The 17,318-nt window shown below is 42.2% G+C and carries 16 protein-coding genes; 7 read left to right on the plus strand and 9 right to left on the minus strand.

The window, feature by feature from the left end:
- The first annotated feature begins 3 nt into the window (after positions 1-3).
- Genes LEP1GSC185_RS07125 through LEP1GSC185_RS07140 form a run of 4 tightly spaced genes read left to right on the plus strand, consistent with a single transcriptional unit; the run spans position 4 to position 3,878 of the window.
- The gene (locus LEP1GSC185_RS07125) at positions 4-1,707 is read left to right on the plus strand and encodes an ABC1 kinase family protein (RefSeq protein WP_008593732.1); all 1,704 of its coding nucleotides are present in this window, start codon (positions 4-6) and stop codon (positions 1,705-1,707) included.
- On the plus strand, positions 1,704-2,261 hold the full coding sequence (locus LEP1GSC185_RS07130; protein WP_008594863.1) for a lipoprotein signal peptidase: 558 nt from the start codon (positions 1,704-1,706) through the stop codon (positions 2,259-2,261). The genes LEP1GSC185_RS07125 and LEP1GSC185_RS07130 overlap by 4 nt, the downstream gene beginning before the upstream one ends.
- 2 nt (positions 2,262-2,263) lie before the next feature.
- Positions 2,264-2,791, plus strand: coding sequence for a cyclic nucleotide-binding domain-containing protein (locus LEP1GSC185_RS07135; protein WP_008594032.1), 528 nt, complete (start codon positions 2,264-2,266; stop codon positions 2,789-2,791).
- Entirely contained in the window at positions 2,784-3,878 is a 1,095-nt protein-coding gene (locus LEP1GSC185_RS07140) for an AI-2E family transporter (protein ID WP_008594376.1), read from the plus strand. The genes LEP1GSC185_RS07135 and LEP1GSC185_RS07140 overlap by 8 nt, the downstream gene beginning before the upstream one ends.
- A 28-nt stretch (positions 3,879-3,906) precedes the next feature.
- Here LEP1GSC185_RS07140 and LEP1GSC185_RS07145 read toward each other — a convergent pair whose 3' ends face one another.
- From LEP1GSC185_RS07145 to LEP1GSC185_RS07160, 4 genes are all read right to left on the minus strand, one after another.
- On the minus strand, positions 3,907-5,445 hold the full coding sequence (locus LEP1GSC185_RS07145) for a sodium:solute symporter family transporter (RefSeq protein WP_008594988.1): 1,539 nt from the start codon (positions 5,443-5,445) through the stop codon (positions 3,907-3,909).
- On the minus strand, positions 5,445-5,756 hold the full coding sequence (locus LEP1GSC185_RS07150) for a DUF485 domain-containing protein (protein ID WP_008593615.1): 312 nt from the start codon (positions 5,754-5,756) through the stop codon (positions 5,445-5,447). The genes LEP1GSC185_RS07145 and LEP1GSC185_RS07150 overlap by 1 nt, the downstream gene beginning before the upstream one ends.
- Positions 5,757-5,878: 122 nt before the next feature.
- On the minus strand, positions 5,879-6,595 hold the full coding sequence (locus tag LEP1GSC185_RS07155) for a hypothetical protein (RefSeq protein ID WP_008595065.1): 717 nt from the start codon (positions 6,593-6,595) through the stop codon (positions 5,879-5,881).
- A gap of 21 nt (positions 6,596-6,616) precedes the next feature.
- Positions 6,617-8,443 (minus strand): hypothetical protein, encoded by a 1,827-nt coding sequence (locus LEP1GSC185_RS07160; RefSeq protein ID WP_008594285.1) that lies wholly within the window; start codon positions 8,441-8,443, stop codon positions 6,617-6,619.
- Between the two features lie 113 nt (positions 8,444-8,556).
- On the opposite strand from LEP1GSC185_RS07160, the gene LEP1GSC185_RS07165 reads away from it, so the two are divergent.
- From LEP1GSC185_RS07165 to LEP1GSC185_RS07175, 3 genes are all read left to right on the plus strand, one after another.
- On the plus strand, positions 8,557-8,919 hold the full coding sequence (locus LEP1GSC185_RS07165) for an STAS domain-containing protein (RefSeq protein ID WP_010513535.1): 363 nt from the start codon (positions 8,557-8,559) through the stop codon (positions 8,917-8,919).
- A gap of 61 nt (positions 8,920-8,980) precedes the next feature.
- Positions 8,981-9,724: an LA_1326/LA_4305 family lipoprotein gene (locus LEP1GSC185_RS07170; RefSeq protein ID WP_008595881.1), complete on the plus strand. Its 744-nt coding sequence runs from the start codon at positions 8,981-8,983 to the stop codon at positions 9,722-9,724.
- Positions 9,725-9,737: 13 nt separating this feature from the next.
- Positions 9,738-10,424, plus strand: coding sequence for a DUF1003 domain-containing protein (locus LEP1GSC185_RS07175; RefSeq protein WP_008594761.1), 687 nt, complete (start codon positions 9,738-9,740; stop codon positions 10,422-10,424).
- 38 nt (positions 10,425-10,462) lie between these two features.
- On the opposite strand, the gene ileS is transcribed toward LEP1GSC185_RS07175, so the two are convergent.
- From ileS to LEP1GSC185_RS07200, 5 genes are all read right to left on the minus strand, one after another.
- On the minus strand, positions 10,463-13,201 hold the full coding sequence (gene ileS / locus LEP1GSC185_RS07180; protein WP_008593656.1) for an isoleucine--tRNA ligase: 2,739 nt from the start codon (positions 13,199-13,201) through the stop codon (positions 10,463-10,465).
- 3 nt (positions 13,202-13,204) lie between these two features.
- Entirely contained in the window at positions 13,205-13,849 is a 645-nt protein-coding gene (locus LEP1GSC185_RS07185; protein ID WP_008593775.1) for a leucine-rich repeat domain-containing protein, read from the minus strand.
- Complete coding sequence (gene purL, locus LEP1GSC185_RS07190; RefSeq protein WP_008595166.1) at positions 13,846-16,077, minus strand: phosphoribosylformylglycinamidine synthase subunit PurL; 2,232 nt, start codon at positions 16,075-16,077, stop codon at positions 13,846-13,848. Before purL ends, LEP1GSC185_RS07185 begins: the two co-directional genes overlap by 4 nt.
- Positions 16,078-16,154: 77 nt before the next feature.
- Positions 16,155-16,517 (minus strand): LA_3696 family protein, encoded by a 363-nt coding sequence (locus tag LEP1GSC185_RS07195; RefSeq protein ID WP_008594061.1) that lies wholly within the window; start codon positions 16,515-16,517, stop codon positions 16,155-16,157.
- Between the two features lie 271 nt (positions 16,518-16,788).
- A complete protein-coding gene (locus tag LEP1GSC185_RS07200) occupies positions 16,789-17,268 on the minus strand; it encodes a flavin reductase family protein (protein WP_010513527.1) in 480 nt (159 codons plus the stop codon).
- Between the last annotated feature and the right edge of the window lie 50 nt (positions 17,269-17,318).

Consider the following 17,318-nt stretch of genomic DNA (forward strand, 5'->3'; position numbering starts at 1 on the left):
CGTATGCCTGTAAGTTCCCAATCCACAAATTCAAATCAATTGCCTTCCTATTCCGCGAGAGGTAGATATTATCGGGGCAGTTTTTTTCTCTGGAAAAAAATATTTAGTCTATTCTGGTATTATAAATTTATAAGATTGTTCCTTTCTTCCAAATCGAGAGAAGAAAGAGAATTAGAATTTTATAAATCATTGGGCATAGAGTGCAGGGACTTCTTCTTAAAAATGGGAGGAGTGTATGTAAAGCTTGGCCAATATTTCGCATCTCTTTCTCATTTATTCCCTGAAAGTTTTACAGAACCGTTGCAGGACTTGCAGGATCGTGTTCCTCCACATCCTTTTTTAGAGATTAAGGAAAGATTTAAGAAAGAATTCGGAAAAGAGATAGCAGAAGTGTTTCCGGATATTTCCGAGGCGCCTCTTGCATCCGCGTCCATCGCTCAAGTCCATTCGGCTACCTTTAAGGGAGAAAAAGTAGCGGTTAAAATACTATATCCGGGTATCGAAGATATTATCGAAAAGGATCTAAAAGCTGTCCGTAAGTTCCTGAAAAGGATCAATCGATTCCTGGTGACATTCGATTTCAAAACAGTTCATAAAGAAATTGCAAAGTTAGTCGGAAGAGAAACGGATCTTCGTCTGGAAGCCGAGTCTATGGATCGAATGGCCAGGTATTTTGCAGAAGAACCTGATTATGTTTTTCCCAAGCTGATCCCTGAGTGGAGCGGCAAGAGCGTTTTGACGGCTCAATTCATAGAAGGAAAACGAATCACTCAAGCAGGCACATTAAAAAAAGGACAAGCAAAGTCAAGACCAGTAGATCTTCTTATCAGGGCCTATATCCTTATGATATTCGAGTATAGGTTTTATCATGCGGATCCTCATCCGGGAAATATGATCTATACTCCGGACGAAAAACTTTGTTTTATAGATTTCGGAGCGGTAGGAGAGATTCCTCCTAGCCAAGCAATCGCTCTTAGAAAGATCATTTTATGTGCTATGACAAAGGATTATCCTGCACTTGTGGAGGCCCTCGACGAGCTCGGGCTTGTTTCTAAAAAAGCGGATAGAGAGAAGTTGGAAGAAGTGGTCCGTTATTCCATGGAAAAACTTTCCAAATTTTTATCCGATACGGATTCGTTTAAGAATATTAAATTTGAACAGATCCATACGCCGGAAGATCTGAAGTTTCTAAAAGAAATCAATTCTAGTCTTCGCGGACTTCTCAGGATGATCCAATTGCCGACTGCTCTTGTTCCGTTGGAAAGAGTCCTTGGTCTCCTTGTTGGGATTACCGCAAATCTGGATCCGTATCGTACTGTTTTGGATTATGGAGAAAAACCGTTTAAAAGTCTGGTCTTCCAAGGAGAGAATCAATGGCAAAAGGTTCTGGTCCAGGAAGGCGGTATCTGGGGTCAGGCAGTTTCTCTTCCCGGAGAATTATTACAAGCGGTTAAAAATTTAAACAGAGGAAAGCAGGCCTATAAACTTCCGGATCTGGAACAACATACCAAGAGGATGTATTCCTTAGGACATCAGATCATCAGTACTGCATTCATACTTTTCGGTGTCCATTATGGAACCGATAGATTAGATAAAGGGATCGAAACTCAAGCAATGGCGGCTTACGGGGTATCGGTTTTCTTCGGAATCCTCCTTGCTCTATCCGTTATCAAAAATAAATTCAGCTCTAAAAGGAATCGTCAGTGAAATATTTCGAAAAGAAGTTCTTAGAGGTATACCCACCTATCTTTATCATCAGCGTAATTGTCGGAACAGTCATAGATCTGGTCACAAAATACATCGCTATACTATACCTAAGACCTCATAACCCGATCGAATTGTTAGGGGATTTTTTCCGTTTAACCCTGACCTTCAACACCGGTTTTGTGATGGGGCTCTTCCAAGGATTTCCAAGGACTTCTTTGGCCCTAACTGCAGTTGCGATCTTGGTGCTTATAGCGTATCGTTGGAAGAATTCGGATCTAGGGCATCCTGCCGGTTGGGCCTTAGTAATGTCCGGCGCATTCGGGAATTTTATAGATAAGTTTTTCGTAAAAATTATCGGGATCGGGGCCGAGTTTGGATTCGTAGAAAATCGTTATGAAGGAAGATTTATCGGAGTAGTGGACTTCTTGGACTTCGATTGGCCGAACTGGCTTTTGATCGACAGATGGCCTGCATTCAACTTTGCGGATTCTTGTGTGAGTGTGGGACTGGTGATCCTGATCCTGACCATGAAAATCGAAGAGGATAAGAAGTAGTTTTGAATTTCCTGCAGCTTCCCATCTGGAAAAAAATAGTTAAGAAAAAAGGAACCTCCAATCCGGAGATCATGCGTTTCCTTCGAGAAACTTCCGTATTCGGAAAATTAAAAAGAAGGACCTTACACGAGATCGCGAGACTTGTCCATATTAGGCAATATTCCGAAGGCGAGGAAATTTTCAGACAGGGAGAGGCCGGAGCGGGATTTTATATGATCTTCGACGGCAAGGTCACGATTCGTTCCGTAAGAGACGGGGTCGAGTTAGACCTCGCTCATCTAGACCAACATTCATTTTTCGGAGAACTTTCTTTATTCTCGGAAGAAAGAAGGACTGCAACAGCGATCGCGCAAGAGCCTTCTACTTTGCTTGGATTTTTTCAACCTGATCTGAAAGAAATTATAGAGACCAAGCCTAAGATAGGGATCGAGATCCTATTAAGTCTTACGGGAGTTGTGGTAGAAAGACTCCAAAAGACGAACCAGTTATTGGAAAAAGCATACTATAAGGGCAAACAAAAAAATGCCTGATACGAAACCGCTCTCTACATACGTAATCCGATTTATATTTTTCTTTTTGGTCGGAGCGGCCATCGTATTTTTTTCAATCGGCTTGCAGCTTCTTATAGTGCCGATAGCTCTTTCCTTAATTTTATTCTATATATTTAATGGAACCATAAACTATTTCGAAACTATGGGAGTGCCTAGGATTGCGTCGGTCGCTATTCTTATATTCTTACTTTGCCTACCTATTTATCTAGTCGCGACCGAAGTTGCTCCTCCTATCGTTTCCACTTTGCAGCCGATCATTAAGAACTGGAAACAAGATATAGATGACGCCAAGTTTAAATATTTGGTAGTAGGTTTCCAACTTAGATTTAATGATTACCCAGCTAGTTGGGAAGACACGATCCGTCCTGATGAATTGGTAAAACAAGCCGCCGAGTTCATTCACGCTCAGGTAAGCGGTTTAGTTTCCGTAATCCCTACGTTGATCGGATACCTAGTGGTCACTCCGTTATTTGCGTTTTTGTTTTTATTAAACGGGAACGGAGTATATAAAAATATCGTAAGTCTTGTCCCGAATCGATACTTCGAAATGACATTGATGGTGACTGCAAAGATCAACGAACAGATCACCAATTATTTGAGAAGTTTGGTGATCCAAAGTGCGATCATTACTGCGATTTCGATGATAGGATTCTATACGATCGGCTTAAAGTTCTTTTATATCTTTGCTCTATTCGCAGGGATTGCAAACTCCATTCCGTATTTAGGGCCTATAATAGGAATGGTCCCTCCGTTGTTCATGACTTTGACCCAAGGGGCAGGGATATTCAATTCGAATACGATCAACGAAGGAATGGGAATGTATGAACTGATGGTTGCGATCCTGGTTGTGGTCCTGATCGCACAAGCGGTGGATAACTTTTTTGTACAACCCGTCATCATTTCGGACGCGGTCTCTTTACATCCGGTAATCGTAGTAGGTGCGGTCACCGTGGGCGGAAGTCTACTCGGGATTGCCGGAATGCTTGTTGCAGTGCCGTTAGCTGCTATCCTAAAAGTGACGATTGCTTCTCTCTACCGATCAATGAAAGACCATAAGCTGCTTTGAGCAAAGCAGCTTATTCGATTTTCTTTTATTATTCCGCCCCAATCCCCAAGTAAACTCTGACTTTTTCAGATTCGTATTTTGCCGTTGCATTTTCGTCCGGAAACAGTTTAGAAAAAATGAATGCGGAAATAAATGCTAAGGACATAGAAACGATCGCAGGATTTTTTAAAGGGAAGATTGCCTGATCGAATTTAAAAACATCTACCCAGACCGTAGGACTGAATACTATAAACAAAGTCGACGATATCGAGCCGATCAGAATGGAGGACACCCCGCCTACTGTGCTGAAATTTTTCCAAACAATAGATAAGAATAGTGCGGGAAAATTGCCGCTAGCTGCGATTGCAAACGCCAATCCCACCATAAAAGCCACATTTTGATCCTTGAATAAAATCCCCATAAGAATGCTTACTAAACTGAATACAACGGTCGCCTTCTTTGCTACGGAGACTTGCTCTTTTTCCGTAGCTTTACCTTCTGTGAAAACATTAAAGTGAAGATCGTGTGAAATTGTAGAAGCAGCAGCCAATGTCAAACCTGCAACCACCGCGAGGATTGTAGCGAATGCAACCGCAGCGATAAATCCTAAGAAAGGTGTACCTCCGAGTAATTCCGCTAAAAGTGCCGCAGCCATATTTCCGCCTTTATCAATTCCAGCGATCTGTTCTCTTCCGATCAGAACCGCAGCAGCAAAACCTACGATCGGAATGATAATATAAAAATAACCTATAAACGTAGTAGCGTAAGCCACCGATTTTCTGGCTTCTTTTGCGTCGGGCACCGTATAAAATCTCATTAGAATATGAGGTAAACCTAATAGACCAAACATCAAGGCAAGTCCCAAAGAAATGGAATCGATCGGACTAGAGGCAAATCCCCCCGGTTCTAATGCGGTCCTTCCGAATTTGGTCTCCACCGCTGAGAAAAGATTGTCCAAGCTGAAGCCGAATTGTGCGAGAGATAAAATTACTAGTAATGTTACGCCGAAAAGTAGAAGGCAGGCCTTGATGATCTGCACCCAGGTTGTTGCGATCATTCCCCCAAATAGAACGTAAAGTAGCATCACTCCGCCCACGATCAAGACGGCTAACTCGTAAGGTAGGCCGAACATTAGATTGATCAGTTTTCCGGAGCCGACAATTTGAGCGATAGAGTAGGTGATTGTTACCAATATCCCTCCTATGGAAGCTACGATCCGAATAGGCTTTTGTTTTAAACGAACGGCTAAAACGTCGGCAAACGTATATTTCCCTAAATTGCGCAAAGGTTCCGCAAGAAGGAACATGAGTGCAGGCCAACCTACAAGCCAGCCGACAGCGTATATGATCCCGTCGTAACCTTTTAAAGCCACCATACCGGATATTCCCAAAAAGGAAGCTGCGGACATAAAGTCTCCTGAAAGAGCCAAACCGTTTTGGAAACCAGTAATCGATCTGCCGGCGGCGTAAAACTCGCTGGAAGTTTTAGTCTTTTTAGCAGCCCAATAAGTAATTCCTAATGTAAGAATTACGAATATAACGAAAAATAAGACTGAGATCAAGTTCGGTTGCCCTAAAGAGGATTCCATTATCTATTCTCCGAATCTAATTTAGATTTTAATACTTCTACTTCTTGGTCATGATATTTGTTGGCCCAGAGAACATACAAGAAAGTGAGTAGCCAAGAGAATAAGATCACCGACGCGCCGGCATACAATCCGTAGTTACCGGAATTTCCTAGTTTTTCCGTGACCCATTCTTTTTTTAAGGAGATGATGAGTATAAATCCGTAATAGTTCAGGAATAGGAAAAACAATGAAATGAAACTAACTGTCCATCTGGTCCGAACTAATTTTTTAAACTCGATAGATTCGATCAATTGATGCGCTTTTATCTTCATGTTGAAGTCCTTGGAACGGCGGAGAGAATAGAATTATACCTCCGGTTGGCAAGGATAAAAAGACTTTTAGAAATAAAACTAACCCGACTCTGTGTCACAATGTCGGCTATAGAAAGATCAGTTTAAAATAAAGCGTTGATCCCGTTTATGTTAACGGTCTTGATAATCTCTTTTTCCTGTTCGGTCTCTGCCACCTTCCAGGTGACACCTGTTGGAGTGGAAAGTAGACTTCTTCCTATCCTTTTTTTACCGAAAGGAAGGCCGTAACCGGAACTGCGCACTAAAAACATTCCATACTGGGAGGAAAGATCCGCATAATTTTTTAGATCCTGAGAATAGTCTATGCCGTTATCCGAAACGGAGTCTAAATGAAATGCCAAATTGATCCTATCGGATTTTAATTTTTCCAACTTTGATCTATCTTGGATCTCTTTGCCTGCAAAGATCCCAAAACGAAATCCTCCTAGGATCAAAGAATCTTCTCCCGAGCCTGGGATCGCAGGGGAATCTTCGGAAGATAAACCTTTTACATCGTACCAATCCACTAATACTATATTCTGTACGATCGGAATAGAAAATCTTAATTTGCCCTCATCGTCTCTACGGAACATCCCTCCACCGAAGATCGCGCCTTTATAAACTTCTGAGATCGCATAGATCTCATCTAAGAAAGTTTTTGCACGAGAAGCCAATGATTCTGGAGAACCGTTTCCTCCGCCGGGGAAATATAACGGTAGAATTAGAAAATCCGATTTTTCCTTAGAAAGTTTAGTTCTCTGTTCTGGAGAAACCGGCTGGGATAGATCCTTTTGGAAAAGGGTAATTTTTACTGAGGTCACTCTTTACCTGCGACTTTGAATTTAATCGGAAAGTATGGAAGGGTCCACGCCGAAACTATCGTCTTCTCCGTCGCCGGACTCGGCTCCTGGACTTAAAATTTCCGCTTCCGGAGCGGCGCTTACAGCCTTGATGCCGAATTCTTTTTCCATCTCTTCGGCGGAAAGCTCGGGAACTCCACCGAAAAGATCTCCATTTTCCAAACGTTCCGAAAACGCCAGAGCATAACAATAAGATTCCATAATACACTGTTTTATAGGTTTCTTATTCAATCTCTTTTTGGATTCCATCAGATCGAAAGTCATTAAAGTTTCCATATTGGTCACGATCTCTTTTTTGCCTTTCATATCCGCGATCAATTTGGAAAGAAGTTCCGCTGCCTTCTGGAAAAAATCCTTAGCGGTAACTCTTACGTTACGCGACTGTTGGCTTCTTTTAGTTTCCAGGGCGGAAGTTTTTTTGGAAGCTTCAATATAATTTGCGCCGGGGTTTTTAAGATGATTTTCCAGTTCTTTATAATATTGGTCGTAGATCCTGAATTGTTCGTGGATTCCTCTGGTTGTCTCATAAAGATCGATCAGTTTTTCGCGGTAATCCATTTTGGATCCGCCAACGATCGTCGGTTTTAGATCTATCTTTTTGGTGGTCATTACGAAGGAATATTCCTCGTCGAACTCTTTAAAGAATAACCAAGTCAAAAAAGCCTTGTCCCCGGAAGGAAGAATATCTTGCTCTCCTCTGGCATCATGACGTTTTCTTAATTGATCCAAAGGTAAAGATCTCATGAGTTTTAAGCCGTATTTCAGCTCTTTACTCAGACCTTCTTCCGGATCGACCGGTTTTTCTTCAGTAGGTTCTTCCGTGTCTTCCTCTTCCGGATGGGCTCCACCCGAAATTTCGTCTAACTCTTCTCCCTGTTTTCTTTGGCCGAGTTTCTCTTCAGGAAGAATTCCCAGAACATTCTCCATATATGTGCTCAAAAGAGGGATGTTTTTGTCCTCACTTCTGAGTATAGCAAGATAAAGTTTATCAAAAATGGTACCGTATAGAACGTCGAATTCCTGGAGCGCTCTTTTTCTTTTAGTGTTGTAAACTGTGGCGGGTTTACCCTCCAGTTTTTCGAGAGCCTGGTAGCCCAAGGTCACAGCTTTCACATAGGAGCCTTGGAATGGATACATATAATACAATTTTTTGAATATAGAATAGAGAGGTTGCCTCACTCTAGAGACCGACACTGGGAGGTCAGGGGCTGCGTTATGCCCTTCTAAGAGTTGGTTTAGCTCGGTACTATCGTAAGCCTTGTGCATTCTGCCTAGGATCTCTATGTAAAGGGGATTTTGTCCGTCCAATTCCTTTGCGATCTTAGAAGCGTAAGCAGGGTTTCCTAAAAGATCGTTCCCTACGAAGTTCATTTCTAAAAGAGCTTTTTTTCCGGCGATGTTCAGCTCGGACATGAAAGCGGGGAGAAGGTCGCTGGAGGAGAAAGACGTTACGCGGGAGATCCAACATTTGAATCGGACCGCCATACGATTGAAAAAATTTCCCATCTCATCTTCTAAGGCCTTACGATCCATGATCGGGTTCGGCTTAGAAGCTACCTGTTTAGCCGACGACCTTCCTGATTGAGAGGACTGATTCTGTCTGGGGTCTCTTCCCCCGGTTTGGCTTCTTGCACCTTGGCGGATCTGGGGTTGCTCTTTCTGTTTGCGAAGAGCTTCCTCTCTTTTTTTATCCTTATCAGAGACAACTTTTCCGCCAGCAGACTGGAACTTGTCGAACATTTCCCGTCTGGCTTTATCATCTAGGTTATTAGCACCGATAGTTTTTCTGGTTTTATCGAATTCGGACATGGACTGGATTCCTTGGAAACCGCTCTGATTGTATCTTGGCTTTCTGGCGAAATAAATCAACAAAGATACTTATTTCTTGACATACTCCGAATTCCTGGGCCTGTTATTTTCCCATGATTCTTAAAAGTCTCGCCCGAGAAAATCACCTGGTACTTTCGGTCCAGGAGGATATCTTGATGGATAATTCCAGGGACTTTTACCTGGAGTTCGAGGATAGCGTTCAGGATGGATACCCCCCCGTAGTTAGTTTTCATTTGGGGCTCGTAAAGTTTATAGACTCTTCCGGGATTGGTATTATCATCAAAGTCAGAAATCAGATCCGGGACCATCAAGGAACGGTGAATATATTCGGACTAAATAAGTCCCTACATTCCGTTTTTAGGCTTTCCGGTCTAGACAGAATTGTAAATCTGTACACGATTGAAGAATTTCTGGAGAAATACCCCGACTTTCGGGAATTTCTGACAGTAGAATGAACCGGAAACTCTTCTAAAAAGTTCCAACAAATAGATGAATCAATTCGGCAAGAGTCCTGTAATGAATTTTTCACTTTTAGATTTTATGAAGGGAAAAGCTCTCCGTACTTCCCTGATCTTTTTTTTAGCCTTTAGTTTCTCCGGATGTTATCCTTATTTTTTCAAGGACCGGATGTTCCGCTCCGAAGGAATGGGGTTTTTTACGATCGATATTTCGGATCTATCCGATTTCGATAAAACTTCCAAGAATGAAGATATTAAATTGGAACATCCTATCCAATTGGATCAGGCCAAAATTAAGGACTATTTTGGAAATTTAAGATATTCTAAACGATCTTCAGTAGGTTACTTTTCGGATTTTGTATTTTCAGACCACGAGTTGGATCTATTGGCAAGGGACCTCCCTTTTACTCTAAAAAATCTTCCGAATGACAAACTTCTTTTGATCATCTCCAAATATGATGATACACAATCTGTAATCTCGTTCGACGAGGTTACCAGTTGCGTTCTGTGGGCGGCAGAGGGTAAGATCAATCTTTTATTCGGACGGGTCAAACGTGAGCTCGTGGATCGGGACGCCGCACTTGATTTTAGCCGTTGGACCAGGATCGAAAAGATCAGACTAGCTCATGGCTTTGATGGAACCGAGATTGCGGAAGGGGAGAATGTGGATTTTGGACAAATCGACGGACTTCCATTACGTAAATGGGTTGTATTCGATATGAAAAATCCAAGCAAATACAAGTTTACACCTAGAAAGCAATACCAGCCCGTTAAACTTACCGACGAGAACGATAGACCTTGATCCGGATAGTAAGATGGATCTCGGATATTGCTGTTTAAACCCTTCTATAACGGATCCTAAAGATCTAATCTCTTTCGAATACATCAATCCCGAAGTCTTGGATCTTATCCAAAAAGATCCAAGATATAAAGAAGGAAGCCGGATGATCTCCTTGGGAGAATTGAATCTGGCTACAATGAAGTATATACAAGGTATGATCCAAAAGGAGACTTCCGAATTAAGTTCCTTGGAAGAGGAAGTCAGAAACAGCCTGGAAAATCAGGAACTGATCTCCGAGGATCTCAATCAAACCTTTCAGTCCACTTTGACTCTCGGACAAAGAGTCGCGGATAAAGTGGCGGACTTCGGCGGAAGTTGGACATTCATAATTATGTTCGGATTATCCATGGCAGTTTGGATTGCGATCAATGTTTTCTTCTCCATTTGGAGATTTGATCCTTATCCGTTCATTTTATTGAATTTACTATTGTCAACTTTGGCCGCCATCCAAGCTCCCATCATCATGATGAGTCAGAATAGGCAAGAAGCAAAGGACAGAGCCAGGTCCGAGATGGATTATAAGATCAATCTAAAAGCCGAGTTAGAGATCCGACATCTTCACGAAAAGATAGATCATATTCTCAAAAACCAATGGAGTAGGCTGACTGAGATCCAGCAAATCCAGATGCAGATGATGCAAATATTAGGAAATCGTAAATAAGGTCGGATCTGAGGTTTTTTTGCGTCGGTTTCTGCGACCTAAATGGCCGCAGAACAACGTTTACAAAGGCCGTTATGTCTTTCTTCTGCAGGATGTCTCCAGCAGCGTGGACATTCTTCTTCCTTCGGTTTTACGACTCTAACCGAAAAATGTTCACCGGAATATTCGGACAACTGTTCTCTATCGGATTTATCGAAACCGACTTGAGAAACCGTAAAGATCAACTCCAGCGCCTCTATGGAAAAATCCTTTTGTAATTTATCTTCCGCTTTCGAGGAGATCTCCACTGCTGCTTCCAAAGATTTTCCTAATTTGCCGGCCTGTCTTGCCAACTCCAAAGTTTTGTGAACCGTTTCTCTCGCAGTCAACGCTTCTTCGAACTTAGTTTCCAATTCTTTGTTCCTTAAAGAAGAAAGATCCGGGAATTCCTCCATAAATACCGATTCTTTTTTACCATTCTCTTTCCAAACTTCTTCCGTAGTGAAACTTAAGATAGGAGCGGAATATATACAAAGAGTTTCTAATACGATCTGAAGGGCTGTACATGAAGATCTTCTGGTTTTGGAATCCCTTCTGTCACAGTACATTCTATCCCGGATCATTTCGAAATAGTCCTGGGAAAGTGTCACAGTGCAGAATAACAAAAGTTTCTGATATACTTGGTGGAATTGATAGTTCTCGTAATGGTATTTAAGCTCTTCCGAGAGTTGTGCCAGTTTGGAAAGATAGTATTTATCTACTTCTTCCAAATCGGAAACTTCGAGATTTTGATCGGAGGTATGTCCCGCTAAATTTCCCAAAAGATATCTGAATGTGTTCCGGATCTTTCTGTAATTATCTGCAATGATCTTGAGCCCTTCTTTTCCGACTCTTACATCGTCTCTGAAGTCTTGAGAGCTTACCCAAAGTCTGAGTATATCGGCTCCGTAAACGTTTATAATATCCGTGGTTGGGTCTATTCCATTGCCCAAAGACTTGGACATGGCCCTTCCTTGTTCGTCCAAAACATAACCATGAGTGAGGACTGATTTATAAGGTGGAATTCCGCGTAACGCCATGGAGGGCCAAAGACTAGATTGGAACCAGCCTCTATGTTGGTCGGAACCTTCCAAATACAGATCGGCAGGGGGTTCGTTACCTCTCTCTTTTAAGACAGCAAAGTTGGAAACTCCTGAATCAAACCAAACGTCCAAAATATCTTTTCCTTTTCTAAAGGAAGAAGATCCGCATTTGGAACATTTTGATCCGGGAGGAAGAAGAGAATCCGCAGGTTCACTGTACCAGATCTCTATTCCTTTTTCTCTCACTAGATCGGTGAAGAACTTTACCGATTTTGCATCTAAATGGGTTTCATTACAATTCTCGCATGTGAATGCAGGAATAGGAACTCCCCAGTTTCTTTGCCTGGAGAGACACCAGTCCGGTCTCGTTTCCACCATGGAGCGGATCCTGGTGATTCCCCAGTTCGGGATCCAAGTTACTTTATCGATCGCTTTCAGGGACTTTTCCCTGAGTTCTTGGTAATCTATCTTAAAAAACCATTGTGGGGTCGCGCGGAAGATCAAAGGCTTCTTACTTCTCCAGCTATGAGGATAGCTATGTTCAAACTCGGAGTAATGAAGTAGCAGACCTTTTTCTCTAAGCAATTCTACGATCTTAGGATTTGCATCCCAGACTTTGATCCCTTTCATCATAGGGAATTCGTCGGTATACCTACCGTAATCGTCTACTGGAGAATAAGGTTCTAATCCAGCGGCTAAACCGATCTTATAGTCGTCTTGCCCATGACCTGGAGCAGTATGAACGGCTCCTGTTCCAGCATCCAGAGTAACGTGTTCTCCAAAAAGAGGAATGGAATCCTGATCCAAGAACGGATGACGGAAGATCATTTTAGAAAGTTCTTCTTGGGAAACGGATATTTTTTTGGTGAGTTGGACTTCCGCAGCTTTTTCAACCGCTTCTTTTAATCCGTCAGCGAGTAGTAACTCCTCTCCATTGGGAGTTGTATAGAAGGAATATTCGAACTTGGGATTAAAGCTGATGGCTAAGTTTGCGGGAAGAGTCCATGGAGTAGTAGTCCAGATCAGGCAGAATTTCCCAACCTGTCCCTTGATCGGAAATTTTACATAGATGGAAGGAGATTTGTGGGGATAATATTCGATTTCAGCTTCCGCGTGAGCAGTCGCAAGTTCTATACACCAATAGACAGGCTTTTTGCCTCTATATACATAACCTTTTTCGAATAGATCTCCGAAAACTTCCACGATCTTTGCCTCAAAATCAGGACTCATCGTTTTGTAGATCTTACCTTCTTCCCAAAAGCATAAGAATCTAGAAAGATCCTGCCCTTGTTTTTGAACGAATTGTTCCGCGTAGTCTCTACAGAGTTTTCTTAATTCTTCCGGGCCGATCTCTTTCGCTTTTTTACCCAGATTCTTCAGAACTTGCACTTCGATAGGAAGACCGTGACAGTCCCAACCGGGGATCATATCCGTTTGATAGCCCGCAAAAAACTTGGACTTAACGATCATGTCCTTTAGGATCTTGTTAAGTGCGTGCCCAGTGTGAAAGTTGCCGTTTGCATAAGGAGGTCCGTCATGAAGAATGAATTGTGGACGATCCTTTCTTTTTTCCTGCATTTTACGCAGGATCTTTTCCGACTGCCAGGTTTTGATCTGGTCAGGCTCCCTAGTGGAAAGACCCGCCTTCATTGGGAAATCCGTTTGAGGGAGTATTACGGTATTTGAATATGGATTCTTCTTATCTTCTTCTTTCATTGATTAAAATTCTATCTTCACTTTAGGGAGAAGTTTTCTTGCAGATTCTATCTGAGAAGGTTTTAATCCCGTCTCTTTTAAGATCAGTAATCTTAATTTAGGATGACTGGCCAAAAATCCTAAATTTTTAGGGAATGAAGCGATCTTTCTGTTTCTTGCCAGATCTAAGACTTCCAGCTTAGGAAATCCCATCAGTATATCAATATCGGATTCTTTGAATTCGATCTTATTGGAATCCAAATAGACTGCTTCTATGGGGGTTCCGGTCAACTCTGTAGGAATTCCAACAAAGTCGTTATTTCCTGCGAAAAAAAATCTGAGTTTGGATAGTTTAGAAAAGGAAGCGGGGAGTTTTTCTATATCGTTTCCGTATATATTCAAATGTTCTAAATTACTCCAGTCTCCTGAATTTTCAGGAAGAGAAGTAAGCTCGTTCATTCTCAGATCCAACCATTTCAGATTCGGGAAAGTGAATAAAACAGGAGGAACTGTTCCGAGTTTGCCGAGGCCCAAATCCAATTTTTCCACCGAGTTTGGATTTTTAGAAGCTTCGTTTAATATCTCGGAAGCAGGTCGTCTACAGTCGGAGATAATAAAAGCGGCAAAAAGGATTAAGTAAGCGATACTTATTTTTTGGACGGATCTCATTTGAATATCTCCTCTAAACCGGATTCATAAACCGATTTCAGTTCGTTCGAAGAAATGGAAATTCCATATCCTTCTATATGGAGTTTAGGATCCGATTCGACTGTTCCGATTGAATGGAAGTCCAAGTTCTTGGAGGAAACGAGAGATTTAATATTTTCCTCTTTTCCTTTTTCATAACCGATCAGAACCGAGCTTGCGCTTTCACCGAAAAGAGTAAGATCCTTTCTGGATTGTTTGATTGCGCTTAAGTCCGCCTTGATCCCTAATCCGGAGAGTATTACGATCTTTGCAAGTGCCACGCCGATCCCTCCCAAGGAAAGATCTTTAGCGAATGACAGGTTTCCGTTCTTTCTTAAAGAGACTAGTACTTCTAATAGGGACTTTTCATCCGCAAGTTCGAATTTTGGTATCTGTCCTTGCACTTTTCCTAAGAAAGCTTTTTGGTATTCGCTTCCACCCAGGCTTGGATCGAATTTACCGATTAATGCCAAGGAAAGCCCGGATTTTTTAGGAGCACCCCAAACCACTTCTTTCTGGTTATCCAGAATCCCCACCATTCCGATCGTAGGAGTAGGAAAGATCGGACCTTCCGGAGATTCATTATAGAAGGAGACGTTTCCTCCGGTTACCGGAAGCCCTAAGAATCTACAAGCGTCTCCCATGCCTCGGACGCATTCGGAAAACATATAATAGTTTTCCGGAATATATGGATTTGCGAAGTTTAGGTTATTTGTCACTCCAAGAGGTTCTGCACCTGTGACCGCCACGTTCCTTGCAGCTTCACAAACTGCAAGCGCAGCACCCCAGTATGGATCCAAATAAGTAAATCTGGAATTACAATCCGTTGCAGTAGCCAATGCCATATCGGTATCAGGTATAGCGGATAATCCTCCATCTGCGCCAGGTCCGATCAGTTTGACTAGGCCAACCTCGGTATCATACTGTTCGATGATCGGTTTTCTAGAAGATATATTCCAAGAATTTAATAGTTTAAGTAACTTTTTACCAGCTTCATTCTCTTGCAGATCAGGTGTGGAATCCGGGCTCCAAGAAGAAACTTGGTCCAAATACGCAGGACGTTTCGTTTCTCTAACGTATCTAGGAGCGCCTCCCCCTAAAACTAAAGTATCTGCAGGTATCTTAGCCTTTAGATTTCCGTCTTTATAAACTTCTAATAGGCCGGTATCGGTAACTTCTCCGATCTGGACTGCGTTTAGATTCCATTTTTTGAATATGGCGACCAGCTCTTCTTCTTTACCTTTTTGTGGGATTACCAACATTCTTTCTTGGCTTTCGGAAAGCATCGCTTCATAAGCGTTCATTCCGGTCTCGCGGAAAGGAACTAGATCCAAGTTAATCTTCATTCCTGATTTTCCCTTTGCACTCATCTCCGAAGTAGCGCAGGAAATTCCGGCGGCGCCCATGTCTTGGATACCTACTAAAAGTTTTTTTTGGATAGCTTCGAGAGACGCTTCCATCAGTAGTTTTTCCATAAATGGATCTCCTACCTGAACAGCCGAACGTTTGGATTCCGACTCTTTAGTTAGATCCTTGGATGCGAAGGATGCGCCATGGATACCGTCTCTTCCCGTAGTGGAACCGACGATGAAAACTGCGTTACCCACCTTTCCTCCGGTGGTTGCGCTTGCCATCTGGTCATGTCTGACAATTCCAACGGTCATCGCGTTCACCAAAGGGTTCTTGGAAAAACATTCGTCTATGAATAGTTCTCCGCCTGAGACCGCGATCCCTAAAGAGTTGCCGTAATCTCCGATCCCTTTTACGGCTCTGGATAATAAGTATTTGTTTCTAGGCTCATCAGGGTTGCCAAATCTAAGAGAGTTTAAGGATACGATAGGTCTTGCTCCCATCGTAAAAATATCTCTCATAATGCCGCCGACACCGGTGGCTGCACCTTGGTAAGGTTCCACTGCAGTTGGGTGATTATGACTTTCTATTTTGAAAACTACAGCCAGTCCTTGGCCGATGTCCATGGCTCCCGCATTCTCTTCTCCTGCTTGGGCCAAAAGTTTATCTGACTTTGTGGGAAGAGTTTTTAATTGAAGGATAGAATTTTTATAAGAGCAATGCTCCGACCACATTGCGGAGAAAATCCCCAGTTCTGTGGAGTTGGGGATTCTGCCTAGGATTTCCTGGATTTTGCTAAATTCTTCTGAGGTAAGACCGTGTTCGAGAGCGTCTTGGAGGGAGACGGATTCTTTTTCCATTACGGGACCAGTTTTTCGGACTTGGCCCCCACTGAAAACTATTTTAGGGCAGGGATTTCGGCTACTGCTGGAAAGAGTTATAAATATTTGTATATTGCTAAGTATAAGGGAATGGCTCCAAATATCGCCGCAATCATCCATCTGGTCTGGCTTTGGATAGATTCCTGTAGGGAGCTAATCTTTTCATGGACGCGAGCAAACTCCTTATATACGTCCGTGAATTGTTCTTGGATCTTTCCGAAACCTGCATGCATTTCCGCTCGCAATTTGCCTGTCTCTTCTACGAGTCTTCTTTCGTATTTTTCCATAGATAGTTCGATCATCGTCTTGTTCCCAAATTGTTGATGCTTTTGAATGAATTCCGCCAACTCTTCCGTAACTTCCTCTCCAAGAGATTCTTTTAATTTTTTGGGAGTTTTCGGGACTAATTCTAAACCCATAGTCTATCTCCTCGTGGTTGTCTCCGCAACCACTTCTCCCGGAAACAGTTGAAAATTCGTATGTCCCGCTTGTACTTTTTATGGTTATTTAGAAAATATTAATGTTCTTGTTTTGATTTCGGAATTTGGAATCCACATTCCAAAAAATTTTCTCTTAATTTTTACTTGCCTGGAGATAGTTTATATTGTGGGAATTTGTTTTGCGGAGGAGTATCAAGAATTTATAAAGTAATAATAAAAAAGAAAGGGCAGAATGTCCTGCCCTTATTTTTTATATATTGTGGTAGTTCCTGCGGTAATACAAAAGAGGTCTTTTTGAATCATCGGATACGGCGGATATAACTCTTCCGATCACTATTGTATGATCACCTCCATCTACTTGTTTTTCCAGTTCACATTCTATCCTGGCTAAAGTGCCGTTCAAAAAAGGTACTCCGTTATGGCCTAAGTCGCAGGCTAACTTTTGGATCAGCTCATGTTTATCTATCTTGCCGGATGCAAATTGGTTGGAGAGTTCTTGCTGGTCGGACGAGAGGATATTTACAGTGAATAGACCGGAAGAAAGAAGCGGATCATGGCTTGCTATATTCTTTTGGAGATTAAAAAGTACTAAAGGAGGATCCAAGGAAAGCGAACTGAAACTGCTGACAGTCAGTCCTCCCGCTCTTGTGGTATCTGAAAAAGTGACCACGGTTACCCCGGATGCAAAATGAGAGAGTGAATTTTTGAATTCGTCCGCGCTGAAAGACATAGTAAGTAGATCTTTTTTTTGAGCCAATTTGTAAAGTGAATTGTCTTAAA

It is taken from the genome of Leptospira licerasiae serovar Varillal str. VAR 010 (assembly GCF_000244755.1).
In the GTDB taxonomy this organism is placed as follows: Bacteria; Spirochaetota; Leptospiria; order Leptospirales; family Leptospiraceae; genus Leptospira_B; species Leptospira_B licerasiae.